At 47.2% G+C, this 13,380-nt stretch carries 14 protein-coding genes; 2 read left to right on the plus strand and 12 right to left on the minus strand.

The annotated features are described in order from the left end of the window. Nucleotides 1-52: 52 nt before the first annotated feature. From PODO_RS20640 to PODO_RS20680, 9 genes are all read right to left on the minus strand, one after another. On the minus strand, nucleotides 53-1,384 hold the full coding sequence (locus tag PODO_RS20640) for a pyrimidine-nucleoside phosphorylase (RefSeq protein ID WP_036676056.1): 1,332 nt from the start codon (nucleotides 1,382-1,384) through the stop codon (nucleotides 53-55). A 161-nt stretch (nucleotides 1,385-1,545) separates the two neighbouring features. Continuing rightward, a complete protein-coding gene (locus tag PODO_RS20645; protein ID WP_036676055.1) occupies nucleotides 1,546-2,364 on the minus strand; it encodes a purine-nucleoside phosphorylase in 819 nt (272 codons plus the stop codon). Between the two features lie 49 nt (nucleotides 2,365-2,413). Continuing rightward, nucleotides 2,414-3,592: a phosphopentomutase gene (gene deoB, locus PODO_RS20650; RefSeq protein WP_038572475.1), complete on the minus strand. Its 1,179-nt coding sequence runs from the start codon at nucleotides 3,590-3,592 to the stop codon at nucleotides 2,414-2,416. 242 nt (nucleotides 3,593-3,834) lie between these two features. Next, nucleotides 3,835-4,728, minus strand: a complete 894-nt coding sequence (gene xerD / locus PODO_RS20655) for a site-specific tyrosine recombinase XerD (protein ID WP_038572477.1) — start codon at nucleotides 4,726-4,728, stop codon at nucleotides 3,835-3,837. A 159-nt stretch (nucleotides 4,729-4,887) separates the two neighbouring features. Further along, complete coding sequence (locus PODO_RS20660; RefSeq protein ID WP_038572479.1) at nucleotides 4,888-5,121, minus strand: DUF4227 family protein; 234 nt, start codon at nucleotides 5,119-5,121, stop codon at nucleotides 4,888-4,890. Nucleotides 5,122-5,283: 162 nt separating this feature from the next. Continuing rightward, a complete protein-coding gene (gene fur / locus PODO_RS20665) occupies nucleotides 5,284-5,748 on the minus strand; it encodes a ferric iron uptake transcriptional regulator (RefSeq protein WP_036676051.1) in 465 nt (154 codons plus the stop codon). A 90-nt stretch (nucleotides 5,749-5,838) separates the two neighbouring features. Then, nucleotides 5,839-6,489: a stage II sporulation protein M gene (gene spoIIM, locus PODO_RS20670; protein ID WP_036676050.1), complete on the minus strand. Its 651-nt coding sequence runs from the start codon at nucleotides 6,487-6,489 to the stop codon at nucleotides 5,839-5,841. Nucleotides 6,490-6,571: 82 nt separating this feature from the next. After that, nucleotides 6,572-7,771, minus strand: coding sequence for an endonuclease Q family protein (locus PODO_RS20675; RefSeq protein ID WP_038572481.1), 1,200 nt, complete (start codon nucleotides 7,769-7,771; stop codon nucleotides 6,572-6,574). Next, entirely contained in the window at nucleotides 7,762-8,334 is a 573-nt protein-coding gene (locus PODO_RS20680; RefSeq protein WP_036676048.1) for an NUDIX hydrolase, read from the minus strand. The genes PODO_RS20675 and PODO_RS20680 overlap by 10 nt, the downstream gene beginning before the upstream one ends. Before the next feature lie 77 nt (nucleotides 8,335-8,411). Between PODO_RS20680 and PODO_RS31215 the strand changes: the two genes are divergently transcribed. Beyond that, on the plus strand, nucleotides 8,412-8,585 hold the full coding sequence (locus PODO_RS31215; RefSeq protein WP_155288161.1) for a hypothetical protein: 174 nt from the start codon (nucleotides 8,412-8,414) through the stop codon (nucleotides 8,583-8,585). 1,209 nt (nucleotides 8,586-9,794) lie between these two features. Here PODO_RS31215 and PODO_RS20685 read toward each other — a convergent pair. Beyond that, nucleotides 9,795-10,922: a tripeptidase T gene (locus tag PODO_RS20685; RefSeq protein WP_036676047.1), complete on the minus strand. Its 1,128-nt coding sequence runs from the start codon at nucleotides 10,920-10,922 to the stop codon at nucleotides 9,795-9,797. 94 nt (nucleotides 10,923-11,016) lie between these two features. Between PODO_RS20685 and prli42 the strand changes: the two genes are divergently transcribed. Continuing rightward, the gene (gene prli42 / locus PODO_RS31220; protein WP_094872112.1) at nucleotides 11,017-11,118 is read left to right on the plus strand and encodes a stressosome-associated protein Prli42; all 102 of its coding nucleotides are present in this window, start codon (nucleotides 11,017-11,019) and stop codon (nucleotides 11,116-11,118) included. A 70-nt stretch (nucleotides 11,119-11,188) separates the two neighbouring features. Here prli42 and lipB read toward each other — a convergent pair whose 3' ends face one another. Together lipB and PODO_RS20695 are read right to left on the minus strand one after the other, a co-directional pair. Beyond that, complete coding sequence (lipB, locus tag PODO_RS20690) at nucleotides 11,189-11,908, minus strand: lipoyl(octanoyl) transferase LipB (protein ID WP_036676046.1); 720 nt, start codon at nucleotides 11,906-11,908, stop codon at nucleotides 11,189-11,191. A 54-nt stretch (nucleotides 11,909-11,962) separates the two neighbouring features. Then, nucleotides 11,963-13,333: a dihydrolipoamide acetyltransferase family protein gene (locus PODO_RS20695; protein ID WP_036676042.1), complete on the minus strand. Its 1,371-nt coding sequence runs from the start codon at nucleotides 13,331-13,333 to the stop codon at nucleotides 11,963-11,965. Between the last annotated feature and the right edge of the window lie 47 nt (nucleotides 13,334-13,380).

Consider the following 13,380-nt stretch of genomic DNA (forward strand, 5'->3'; position numbering starts at 1 on the left):
GCTTTGTTGTCTGTTTACGGCCATAGCCATGACAATATTTATATTACCTTGACTAGTACCGTGTTACCCCATCTTTAGTAACAAGTGCAAATACCAAAGGTTGGGCAGGAACAGGTTCAGAAGTGATACGGTAGGCTTCTAACACCTTACCTTCAGCTTCCTCAACTTTCTTCTCACTGGCATCGTTGATATGCAAGACTGCAAGCGTCTCGCCAATCTCTACAGCATCTCCAACCTTTTTGGAGAGTTGAATCCCCACAGCCAGATCGATTACAGATTCCTTAGTTTCACGTCCAGCTCCAAGCAGCATAGCCGCAACGCCAATTTCCTCGGCCTGAATACCTTCTATGAACCCCTTCGTTTTCGCCTTCACTTCAATGAATCGCTTAGCAGTAGGGAGCTTCTCCGGAGAATCAATTTGCGATACATCTCCACCTTGTGCCTTCACGATTTGTTTGAACTTCTCTAGCGCACTGCCATCTTCAATATGCGTCATAAGAATCGAACGTGCCTCCGCTTCATCCTTGGCTTTGCCGCCAAGAACAAGCATCTGGCTGCCCAGAATAAGACAGACCTCCTGTAGATCCTTTGGACCATGACCCTTCAAGGTCTCGATTCCTTCCTTAATTTCCAACGCATTTCCGATCCCGTAACCAAGCGGCTGGTCCATATCACTGATGATTGCAACGGTATTGCGACCCAGATGCGTTCCAATGTCAACCATCGCCTGAGCGAGTGCTATAGAATCATCCAGCGTCTTCATAAAAGCACCGCTGCCTGTTTTGACATCCAACACGATCGCATCCGCACCTGCTGCAATCTTCTTGCTCATCACAGAGCTTGCAATAAGGGGGATGGATTCAACTGTTGCAGTTACATCCCGAAGGGCATACAGCTTTTTGTCTGCGGGTGTAATGTTGCCCGACTGACCGATCACGGCAGCCCCGATCTCCCCTACTTGGTCAAAGAAACGCTCACGAGCCATCTCGATAGAGAAACCACTGATTGACTCCAGCTTATCGAGCGTGCCTCCAGTGTGCCCAAGTCCACGACCGGACATCTTCGCTACCGGTACTCCAGCAGAAGCTACCAAGGGTGCCAATACTACAGTTGTTTTATCGCCCACTCCGCCTGTGGAGTGTTTATCGACTTTAATACCTGCGATTGGGCTAAGATCTACTTGATCGCCGGACATCGCCATTTCCATCGTTAGATCGCCGGTTTCCCGCGCGTTCATGCCTTGAAAATAAACAGCCATTGCCCAAGCAGAGAGCTGATAATCAGGCACTTCACCTTTACTATAGCCCTGAATTAGAAAGGAAATTTCCTCACGACTCAGCTCTCCGCCATCTCTTTTTTTCTGAATAATATCGACAGCTCTCATATTACACCTGCACTTCACGGACAATTGCGCGAGCAAGTCCGATAAATTTTGGTCTAGTCAAATTAGTTACCTTCATTATCTGTTCAAACGTCAATGGCTCAAGTTCATTCACTTGTGTCATAGATTGGACCTCCCAAAAATTCAAAATGCAGTACCCGAAATTACATTTTCGGAATAAAGCCCAACACCAGCTTCAGGAAACGCTCACGCACACGGTCTGCAGTTTCCATAACCTCTTCATGGTTGAGAGGTTGATCCAGAATTCCCGCAGCCATGTTAGTAATACAGGAGATACCCAATACCTCGATACCTGCATGACGGGCAACAATGGTTTCCGACACAGTAGACATGCCCACAGCGTCAGCCCCTAGATGACGAAGCATTACGATTTCAGCAGGTGTTTCGTAGCAAGGTCCCAGCAGACCTGCATATACGCCTTCTTTGAATTCGAAATTCTGCTGCGCTGCCGTTTCCTTCGCTACCTTGATTAGGCGGCGACTATAAGCGGTTGACATATCCGGGAAGCGCACGCCCAGTGCAGGATCATTAGGTCCTATTAACGGGTTCCGACCCGTCATATTCAGATGATCCGTAAGGAGCATAAGATCGCCCGGCGTGAAATCTGTGTTCACTCCACCAGCAGCATTAGTTACTAATAGGCTGGCTATACCAAGTTCTTTCATAACCCGAACAGGGAATGCCGTTACCTCCGGTCCATATCCTTCATACATATGAAAGCGGCCCTTCATCATCACGACACGGCGTCCTTCAATCATACCGATCAGCAGTTCTCCCTCATGCCCTTCTACAGTGGACACAGGGAAGTGAGGAATCTCATCATATGGAATGCTGATTCCATCGGTGATCAGGTCTGCCAGCACACCGAGTCCTGAACCAAGGATCAATCCAATTTCCGGAGCCACCGGACATTTGTCTTTTATATAAATGGCTGCTTCTTGAATTTCTTTTTGAGTTAACATGCTATGGATGATCCTCCTTAATGAATGTTGTGGCGCAACCCACATCCTTTTATTGCAGTTTCGCTAAAAAGCTTGTCCCATACTGCGGCGCCTTCGCACCGAAATTATCAGCAATGGTTGCGGCAACATCCGAGAAGGTCTCACGAATACCTAAGCTATCTGGATGCTTAAGGCGTGGGCTGTAAATAAGCAGTGGCACATATTCACGAGTATGATCTGTTCCGCTATGGATTGGATCATTCCCATGATCTGCTGAAATAATCAACAGGTCATCTTCACCAAGCGTGGATAGAATTTCAGGCAGCGCCTGATCGAATACTTCCAGTGCATGACCATATCCTTCCGGATCGCGACGGTGTCCATATAAAGAGTCAAAATCCACCAGATTCGTGAACAGCAAGCCATTGAACGGTTGGCGAAGTTGCTCAATGGTGACTTCGATACCATGTTCATTGCTCTTCGTAGGGTAAGAAGCTGTAACCCCTTCACCTGTGAAAATATCGTTGATCTTTCCTACCGCGATAACATCTTTTCCGATATCAGCCAGCGCGTTCATTACCGTTGGTTCCGGTGGTTTCACGGCATAATCATGGCGATTTGAGGTCCGTACGAACTTTCCTGGTTCGCCAACATAAGGACGAGCAATAACGCGCCCTACGGAGAATTCAGGAGCCATAGTTAGCTCACGGGCGATTTTACACGCGCTGTATAGCTCTTCCAGTGGAATGATATCTTCATGTGCCGCAAGCTGGAATACACTGTCCGCAGAGGTGTACACAATCCAAGCTCCGGTCTTCATTTGCTCTTCGCCATATTCAACTAGAATTTCCGTACCGGAAGCTGGTTTATTACCGATCACTTTCCGGCCAGTTGCTGCTTCGAATTTTTCAATCAATTCTGCCGGAAATCCGTCCGGATACGTATTAAATGGAACCTCTATTTTCAGCCCCATCAGCTCCCAGTGCCCGGTCATCGTATCCTTACCTACAGATACTTCCTGCATCTTGCCATAATATCCTGTTGGTGAAGCTACAGGTTCAAGCGGCGGCAGCGGAGCAATATTAGCTAATCCTAACTGCTGTAGGTTAGGGAGTTTCAATCCGGGAACACGGTTCAAAATATGACCAAGCGTATGTGAACCCGCATCACCAAAATTCGCAGCATCTGGAGCTTCTCCGATACCTACACTATCCAGAACAATAAAACCAATTCGTTTAAATAAGGACATATTGTCTTCACTCCTTTTTTAATATAGATCGTTAGTTCATTCGTTTGCACCAACAAGAAGAAACGGCTGTACCTTCTCCCGGAAGTCAGATGCTTCCGTAGCTAGCGATACAATGTATCGCCTGTCAGGTATCCGTTTCTGCCAAAGGATAACCTGTGGAAAATTACCCATTCCCCAGTCTATCCTATAAGTATGATTCCATCATAACTATCTTACTCACAAAAAGCATCTTTGAAGCATGATCAGCGCGCTCTGGGATGATGGCTCTCATATACTTCCTTCATATTCTTACGGGCGATACCGTTATAAATCTGAGTCGTCGAAATATCAGCATGACCCAGCATTTGTTGTACGGAACGCAAATCTGCTCCACCTTCCAGTAAATGGGCGGCGAAGGAATGCCTAAGCGTATGCGGTGTAATATCCTGCTCAATGTTTGCTTCCCGTGCGTATTTTTTTATGATTTTCCAGAACCCCTGGCGGGTTAATCGCCCACCCAGGCTATTCAGGAACATGGCCGGCTCCTCCTGATGACCACGAAGCAGCTTGTCCCGCATAAGAGAAGTGTAAGCTGCTACACTCTCAGCAGCAATGGTTCCAATGGGAACCACTCGTTCCTTGCCCGAAGTCCCTGTACAGCGCGCAAACTTCATGTCCGTATGCACATCGTCTACGTTAAGAGAAATCAATTCAGAAACCTTTATTCCCGTTGCGTAGAGCAATTCCAGCATTGCCTTATCGCGCATCCCTTGTGCTGTACTCACATCTGGAGCAGCCAGCAGCCGCTCAACCTCCGAAACCGCAAGCACCATAGGTGGCTTCTTATCAGGCTTCATGGTTTCCATGTCCAGTGTTGGATCCTGCTCAATTAAACGTTCCTTCAACAAATAATGAAAAAAGGCCCGCAGGGACACCGCGTTTCTGTTGAGCGTTGCAGTGGCTCTTCCCGCTCCGCGTAAGGAGCCAAGATATAACATCACATGAGCTCTTCGGATTTCTTCAGGCTGTTCAGCCCCCCGCTCTTCAGCAAACTCTAGAAACTGCGATACATCCCTACCGTAAGATTCCAGTGTATTCGGGGACAAGCCTTTATCTCCGGACAAATAATGTAAAAAAGGCTGCAAGTGTGACTTCATTATTTCACGCTCCTGTCCTGGCGCAGCTACTCTTAGTGTCTTCCTGCAGCACATTCAGCATGAGGCTTCAGCAGATGTGTACACAACTCTTACTCTGCATAAATCCACCCTAGCTTTCTTCGACATTCTTCTCGCTTGTTCCTGCTTCCTGCGGAGCTTTCATTCTCCGAACCAGTAATAGAAACGTAAGCGCTGCCTTGCATCCAGACCATCATCACCAACCTCGGCGTGATCAAATGCCCGAACAGCAGTGCCTTCAGGAATTCCATAGTTCTCTATCGGACTAAGCCATTCCCCTAGCCAGCTCATAGCATAGTAGAGTAAATAGCTTAGAGCCACAAACATGATCATAAAATACAGCTTGCGCACTGTTTTGGACACAGAAACAATCATAAGGACGCCTCCTATTACATATAAATGAATTCTGCTCGTCCTTCATTTTATGCTCCAAAAAAGGCTGATATGTATGGCTCTAATAGACTAATCATTTAAAAAGCCCCCTCCGGTATAGGAACCGGGGAGGACTTGTGAAGTTAATTCTTAATATAAGATAACTTAGGATGGATTTCCGTCTGTATTGTTCTTATCAGTACAGCGGTAGCAAATCCCATGGAAATCAAGTCTATGATCAAGCACTGTGAAATTAAACTCTTTCTCCAGTCGCTCTTCCAGCGGACCGAGCCAATCCTCGCGAATCTCATCCATACTGCCGCATTGCACACAAATTAAGTGATGATGATGATGCTTCGCAGTATCTGTTCGCAAATCATACCGGGCTACACCGTCGCCGAAATTGATCTTTTCTACGACATGTAGCTCACTGAGAAGTTCGAGGGTACGATACACAGTCGCAAGACCGATCTCGGGAGCTTTCTCCTTCACGAGCATAAATACGTCTTCCGCGCTAAGATGATCTTCCTCATTCTCCAGCAGCACTCTTAAGGTCGCTTCCCGTTGGGGTGTAAGCTTGTATCCTTGGGATTGTAACTGTTGCTTAATCTTGTCTATCCGTGCTTCCACCTGTCTCCCTCCCCCTTGGATAATTACCGCACCGGTCTTCAAACCACTTCTTCCATTATAGGGGGTGTCGCTTTCAGAAGTCAAACGCTTTTACTGCACAGTCAAGGTCGTCACCGCTTGTACAAGTGAAGGCGTGACCCAACGCATCATGGTTGGTGTAACCCAGGTCTCAAAACATGAAATACCCAGGATCAAAAGCGCCATCACAAATGACAATATAGTGTACATGGTAAAAGGACGAGTCACTGGCGTCCGGCGTTGTCCCATCACCCGGCTGCGGATCATCTGCAAGGAAAAAGCTATCGCAGCTGCACTGCTAACCAGCAGCACAGGGATCAGCACCAGATTATGTGGAGCCACAGAAACTAACGCGAACAACATCCCATGCCAAGAATATTGACTGACCAAACAGCCAACCGTAAAACCGATCAGTACCCCTTTTAAAAAATCAAGAATCAAAATTCCCGGCAGCCCAATGACCGACAACCCAAGAATCCAGATCAGTCCGATCCATTTCAGATTCAAGGCTGCTATACTCCAGTACGAATCAGGTGCGGCTGGCAGACCTTGCTGATCAACCGTAACAAAGAAATTCCCCAGATAATCCCCCAGCTCCTGCTGCTGATCCATCGTAAGCGCACTAACGATAAGAGCTCCAAATACAACACCTACCAGAAATAATACGCCGACAAAAATATACAGAGGCGTCTGTTCCTTCATCATCAGCCGTAAATTACGCATTTGGGACGTTCCCCTTTCCGGTTACATGTTACACCATATGAGAAAACGTCCCGCGATATGACTTGTCCTTTAGGTAATGACTCTACTTTCTGGGCTGTACCACTTTACCGTACGTCCCGCCACCGCCTGCTGATAGCTCCAAAATGCCAGAGCGGGCCTGGACGATCATCGACGCCAGATCCGCACCTACAACGCTGGCAATTTCCGCTTCACCACAACCATGTAAAATGTTCATCTCAGTTCCAAATGCTTGCAGTAACGCGTTCATCTTCGCCTTCCCTAACCCCGGGATAAATTCAAGCGGAACCTGATAATGATAGGGTGGACGGTCAGCAGGCACTAACGGCGTCTTGCGGTCAGCAATATCTAGGATCCGGTCGAAGACACCTCTAACCAGCTTAAGACTGCCGCAATATTGGCAACGATCCGCGTTGACATAAGCCTCATCAATAATACTGCCGCAGCCCCCGCAATAGCTCCGGTGGTATTTGCCAAGCCGCGGATTAAGTCCGAAATTAGCACTTACCTTCCGCCCATCTTTATGTTCCAGTGCAAGCCGCAGTTCAGCGAACGAAGGCTGTGCCAGCTCCATCACATTATACTCACGCCCTAACTTACCCAGTGAATGCGCATCTGAGTTGGTTAGAAACGTGAAATCATCCAGTTCAGAGAGATATCCAGCCATTTCGGAATCTGCACTCAGCCCAAGTTCAACCGCAGCTATGCGGTCCAGATCAAAGATGTCCGCCATACGCTCGGCTGCACAGCCATACAAGCCCTTGTGAGGCGTGAAAATATGTGCAGGGATAAGAATGCCTCCCCGCCCGTAAATCTCATCCTGAAGCTCCCTAGCCGGAGCATACAGGCGCTGGGAACTTAGATTCACATTCCGCATATAGCGGCTCATCCACGCACTAAAGTCGGTCATGCGTTCCACGTCCGGCATGTAAGCGAGCACATGGCACTCTTTTCGCCCAGGCTCGCGGATTTCAATCTCTGTCCCCAGAATGATCGTAGTCCCTCGGTAAGCAATCCCTCCACCTTCAGCTAACGTCATCTCTCCAGATTCCAAAGAGCGCTGAATATCCCGCAGTACGCCAGGTGAATGACTGTCTATAATACCGATCATTTCTAGTCCCTTGCGCTCTGCAGCTTCTTTGGCAATGCCCGCAAAGGTAAGCTCGCGGCTGCCGCTAATTTTGACAGCCTGACCTTCCGACGTTCGTCCAATATGAACATGCAAATCGCAATAGAAACTCTTCAGTTCAGTTGTTAATTCCATTGGCCTGTCAGCGTGTATAGATGCCAAGCGTACACTGCCATCATCGTTTTTGCATCCGCGATGCGCCCGTCAGCCATATATTGATACGCTTCCTCCAAGGTAAGCTCCGAAACCTCTAGGAATTCGTCCTCGTCCAGTGACATGTCCCCTGGTTGAGCGTTAGTAGTCACATACAAATGAATAATCTCATCGGCGAAGCCGGGAGAAGTATAGAAGGATTTAAGCAATTTCAGATCTCCACTGTGAAATCCAGTCTCTTCCTGAAGTTCACGACCAGCCGCAACTAATGGATCTTCACCTTTATCCAGCTTCCCAGCCGGAATTTCTACCTCAGTGCGTTGCATGGGCTGACGGTATTGCTCTACAACAAGCATTTTGTTGTTGTTTAAAGCAAGCACCGCTACAGCGCCGGGATGCTTCACAACTTCACGTGTCGCAGTATTTCCATCAGGCAGTCTCACTGTGTCCACCTGCAAAGATATAATCTTCCCATCAAAAACAGGCTGTGTAGACAATGTCACTTCATCAAGCTCGGGTTTGCTGTGCAAATGTTGTTCTCCCATAAAGTTTCTGGTCTCCTTTTTCTCTATTGTGCATACGGTGTATTATAGCAAACTTAAAGGGAAAGAAGGAATTTCAGATGAACGAAATCTTCAGCCGTACAAGCTCATCCGCAGTTATGATGGTAGGTAAGCCGGAGGAAATAAAGGCCATCTTGGCTGGATGGATCCAGCAGTATGGGCGCGATATGCCCCTGGCATACATTCTTTCCCTGCACGATCAATCTACAATCCTTCCGTCCAAGGCAGGATGAATTCATCCTCTCCTTTGGGACTTAGCCATACATGTTCACACAACTATAGGGGTGTCTCAAAAGCCATGAAATGGCTGCTGGGGCACCCCAGTCTTTTTGCGTCCTCCCCGATTAGAGGGACTTTTGTGCTTACGATGCTGGTATTGGGCACAAGTTGTTTGATTAAGCGACTATCGCGCTTACGATGTTGATATCTAGCACAACTTGTTTGATTAGATCGCTATTGCGCCTATCTTTGTACGCTATCGGACTCAGTTGACCTTAAACACACGTTTTCCCCACTTTTGCTATGCTGTCGGACCCCAGTGACGCTATCAGCATGAAAAACACACTATGTGCACCTCTTCTTAAGGAATAGCTGCGCTGGTGTCCGAAACTCTGCTCAAATGGCGATAATTTTGCTTATAGCGTCATCTGGGTCCTTTAGCCTCAAGAGAGGGGGCGGACTTGACGCTATCTGTTGTGTCTCTGTGCTGTGTGATGTGTCTCTGTGCTATCGAATGTGACTCGTTGCTGTGTGATGTGTCTCGGCACTATGTGATGTGACTCGCGCTATCGGACTCAGTTGACCTTAAACACACGTTTTCCCCACTTTTGCTATGCTGTCGGACCCCAGTGCAGCTATCAGCACAAAAAACACACTATATACTCCTCTTTATAAGGATTAGCTGCGCTGGTGTCCGAAACTCTGCTCAAATGGCGATAATATTGCTTATAGCGTCATCTGGGTCCTTTAGCCTCAAGAGAGGGGGCGGACTTGACGCTATCGGACACAGCTGCCCTTAAACACACCTTTCTCGCACTTTTGCGATGCTATCGGACTCCATTGCCGCTATCAGCATGAAAAACACACTATATGCTCCTCTTCCTAAGGAATAGCTGCACTGGTGTCCGAAATTCTGCTCAAATGGCGATAATTTTGCTTATAGCGTCATCTGGGTCCTTTAGCCTCAAGAGAGGGTGGTGACTTGGCACTATCGCTCTCTGTACATCGATATGCCTATGGACCCCAGTGTAGCTACTGGCATGAAGACTTCATCGGAGCATTCCGAAAATTTCTACTTCGAGACTCGCCAAAAGCGGCGTTAGAGGTCGCATGACTTTTTTTGGATTTACCTTGATATTGCTACACTAAACTCCCCATAAAAAAATGCAGAGCAGCAATCCTCCGTTACGGTAAGATCGCTGCTCTGCTGTTTTATAAGGCGATTAGCCCTTTGCGCTCTCTTTTACAATATTCACAACGAGTTCAGCCACTTTAACGATATCTTCGGCTTTAATCCGTTCCTTGGTAGTATGGATATGTTCATAACCCACTGCAAGGTTAACAGTCGGAACATCTAGACCGTTGAATACATTAGCGTCACTACCTCCGCCAGAGTGGAACAGACGTGGAGTAAGCCCCATAGAAGTAATGGCCCGCTGTGCAAGCTGCACTACTGCATCATGCTCATTAAAGCTAAAAGCAGGGTAGATGATTTCACTGCGGAATTCGCATTCTGCGCCGTATTCCCGCACAGTTGTCTCGAGCGCTTCGCGCATCGAAGCGATTTGATCGCCAACCTTCTCCTGCACAATACTGCGTGCTTCTGCATCCAACTGAACGTGATCACACACTACATTCGTTGGGCCGCCGCCAGCGAACTTTCCAATATTCGCTGTGGTTTCATTATCAATACGACCCAGCTTCATGGCTGCAATCGCTTTGCTAGCGACTTGAATTGCGCTGATGCCGTCCTCAGGGTTCACGCCAGCATGAGCCGATTTCCCAAAGATTTGCATCGTGATTTTAGCCTGTGTCGGTGCTGCCACCGCAATCGCTCCAACTTCACCATTGGAATCAAGTGCAAAGCCGAAGTCAGCATCCAAGTTACTTGGATCCATCGAACGTGCGCCCAGCAATCCAGATTCTTCACCCGCTGTAATCACGAATTGAATCTGACCATGCGGAAGCTTTTGCTCTTGGATAACACGAATGGCTTCGAACAACGCAGCAAGCCCTGCTTTGTCATCGGCTCCAAGAATCGTAGTGCCATCACTTGTAATCCATCCATCTGAACCAAGTGTAGGCTTGATATTTTGTCCGGGAACAACCGTATCCATATGGCAAGTGAACAGAAGCTTTGGAGCAGCTCCTCCATTCTCAGCTGGCCAGGTAATGAATAGATTACCTGCTCCATGTCCGGTTCTTTCCTGGGAATCGTCTTCGAGCACTTCTAAACCCAGTGCGTTAAACTTACTCTTAAGGACATCGGCAATCTGCCGTTCATTTCTTGTTTCGCTATCAACTTGGACAAGTTCCATAAACTCCTGAATCAATCGGTCTTGTGAAATCACTGGACTTCCCTCTCTTTCGTGAATACGGTACAATGGTTGTACGGCATTACCATCTTCATGTTAATAACTTAAACTAAATCTAAAGGAGTTACCCATGCAACGTAATAAATGGTTCAAGATCTTCATCTACGTCATGTTGTTTGCCATGATTGCCTCTACGCTATTTATGGTTATCGAGCCGTTCCTTGCAGGTTAAACATTGCTCAGGAAGCATTAATAATAGCGGCTAGGAACACCTTGCCGCTATTTGGCCTGCACGTTTGTTCTTAATCAGCCTTTGCCATATCACAGAAAGTATCCATCAGCTCTTCATATGGAAAATGTTTCAAGAAATATGGGACCAGCTCTCTAGCCACCTCTTGAAGCTCAAATCGACGACCTGCACATTCCTCTAGAGAAGTTATTCCAAAATCGGTGATCCCGCATGGAATAATCCCTTGAAACCCGCGCGCCGCAATCCCCTCAGAAATGTTAAAAGCAAAACCATGACTGGTAATAAAACCTCTTCGAAATTTACTCTTATTAAACTTCACACCAATAGCACAGATCTTCTCATCGCCAACCCAGACTCCGGTATACTCCGGTTTACGATCTCCGACAATTCCGTAGGATGCCAAATAATCAATAATAACAGCCTCCAGACTGCGCAAGTACCCATGCAAATCCACTTTGCCATCCTCTCCGAGCTTAAGGATCGGATAACCTACAAGCTGACCTGGTCCGTGATATGTAATATCTCCTCCGCGATCGATTTCAAACAGCGCGATTCCTTTTTCTTCGAGCTGCTCTTGATCCAAGAGAAGATGTTCAGGATGATTTTGTGAACCGATAGTATAGGTAGGCGGATGCTGCAAAAGAATAAGTCGCTCCGGCTGCTCGCCAGAATCAATGGCATGCACACTTTCTTTTTGCAGCTCCCAGGCCGTCCCATACTCCATAATGGGGTCATATGAAATCTGCAGCTTACGAAAATCCGTATTTTTCATACCGTCAGGTCCCCTTTTCCAGTCTCCTGCCTGCACAGTTTGGCTAGTTATTCATTAATAGAGCTTAGTGTCCGGTGTATATCCTTCTATATTATCCTTGACGCGTTGCAAGAAACGGCCACAAATGACTCCGTCCAGAATCCGGTGATCCAGGGACAGACAAATATTAGCCATTGAGCGAACAGCAATCATATCATTGATGACCACAGGCTTTTTCACAATCGATTCAAAGGTCAGAATCGCTGCTTGTGGATAGTTAATGATTGGATAAGAAAGAATGGAGCCAAACGAGCCTGTATTATTTACAGTGAAAGTCCCTCCCTGCAAATCTTCCAGACTAAGTTTGCCTTCGCGTGTTTTTTGTGCCAATTCATCAATCTCACGAGCCAACCCAGCGACATTTTTCTGATCAGCCTTCTTAATCACAGGAGTGATAACCGAATCTTCTGTACCTACCGCTAACGAGATATTGATATCACGTTTGACAATAATTTTGTCTACAGCCCAGACAGAGTTCATAATCGGGTAATCCTTAATCGCACTCACAACAGCCTTCATCATGAAAGCCAGATAGGTTAGATTGATGCCTTCCTTGCGCTTGAATTCTTCCTTATGTTTATTGCGCAGCGCTACCAGATTAGTCACGTCCACCTCAATCATCGTCCAAGCATGTGGAATCTCCGAGACACTCTGGCGCATTCTTGTAGCAATTGTGTTTCGGATTGGTGTTACATCAATCAGATATTCCGAACTGCTTCCTCGTCCACCCTCAACCTCTATCGTTGGAATACGCGGAGATTCGCTCAAATGTAGCCCGGAATGGCGAAGAGGCTCTTCCGCTTTCTTCACTTCGGTTTGAACAAACTGTGGAGCTGGTGGTTGTGATACAGACGGGGCAGGCTGACTAGCAGGAGTTGAAGCTGCGGATGTAGCTCCACCTTTTTCTAAGAAGGTCAGCACATCTTTACGGGTAATTCTGCCACCCATACCTGTACCAGTAACCAACGATAGATCAATGTTATGCTCAGCAGCCAGTGTCTGTACTGCAGGAGAATAACGAGCACGCATCGAATCGCCAGCATTTGCAGTGGACTTCTGCCCTGCAACATCATTAGAAGCATTCGATGCAATTGTCGTCTGATTCGTACTTGGAGCAGCAGCAGAGGCAGCCACAGGCACGGCTATACGACAAATGACTTCGCCGACATTGACAACCTGGCCTTCTTCCGCTAATAGTTCACCCATAACTCCATCGATCGTTGAAGGTAATTCAGCATTTACTTTATCTGTAATAAGCTCACATATTGGTTCGTATTGCTCTACCGGATCGCCCGGTTTCTTCAGCCATTTGCCGATCGTCGCCGATACTAGCGATTCCGCCAGCTGCGGCATGATCACGTCAGTCAACTTTTGGTTGTCAGACATCTTTTCACTCCTTAAAAGTTTTACGAAGCATTGACTCTTAGAAAGAC

Origin of the sequence: Paenibacillus odorifer (genome assembly GCF_000758725.1) — a bacterium.
GTDB lineage: Bacteria > Bacillota > Bacilli > Paenibacillales > Paenibacillaceae > Paenibacillus_AQ > Paenibacillus_AQ odorifer.

What these genes read in the sequence shown, in the direction of transcription:
- PODO_RS20640 (WP_036676056.1), bottom strand. Translation starts at nt 1,384, where the DNA reads ATGAGAGCTGTCGATATTATTCAGAAAAAAAGAGATGGCGGAGAGCTG.
- PODO_RS20645 (WP_036676055.1), bottom strand. Translation starts at nt 2,364, where the DNA reads ATGTTAACTCAAAAAGAAATTCAAGAAGCAGCCATTTATATAAAAGAC.
- deoB (WP_038572475.1), bottom strand. Translation starts at nt 3,592, where the DNA reads ATGTCCTTATTTAAACGAATTGGTTTTATTGTTCTGGATAGTGTAGGT.
- xerD (WP_038572477.1), bottom strand. Translation starts at nt 4,728, where the DNA reads ATGAAGTCACACTTGCAGCCTTTTTTACATTATTTGTCCGGAGATAAA.
- PODO_RS20660 (WP_038572479.1), bottom strand. Translation starts at nt 5,121, where the DNA reads ATGATTGTTTCTGTGTCCAAAACAGTGCGCAAGCTGTATTTTATGATC.
- spoIIM (WP_036676050.1), bottom strand. Translation starts at nt 6,489, where the DNA reads ATGCGTAATTTACGGCTGATGATGAAGGAACAGACGCCTCTGTATATT.
- PODO_RS20675 (WP_038572481.1), bottom strand. Translation starts at nt 7,771, where the DNA reads ATGGAATTAACAACTGAACTGAAGAGTTTCTATTGCGATTTGCATGTT.
- PODO_RS20680 (WP_036676048.1), bottom strand. Translation starts at nt 8,334, where the DNA reads ATGGGAGAACAACATTTGCACAGCAAACCCGAGCTTGATGAAGTGACA.
- PODO_RS31215 (WP_155288161.1), top strand. Translation starts at nt 8,412, where the DNA reads ATGAACGAAATCTTCAGCCGTACAAGCTCATCCGCAGTTATGATGGTA.
- prli42 (WP_094872112.1), top strand. Translation starts at nt 11,017, where the DNA reads ATGCAACGTAATAAATGGTTCAAGATCTTCATCTACGTCATGTTGTTT.
- lipB (WP_036676046.1), bottom strand. Translation starts at nt 11,908, where the DNA reads ATGAAAAATACGGATTTTCGTAAGCTGCAGATTTCATATGACCCCATT.
- PODO_RS20695 (WP_036676042.1), bottom strand. Translation starts at nt 13,333, where the DNA reads ATGTCTGACAACCAAAAGTTGACTGACGTGATCATGCCGCAGCTGGCG.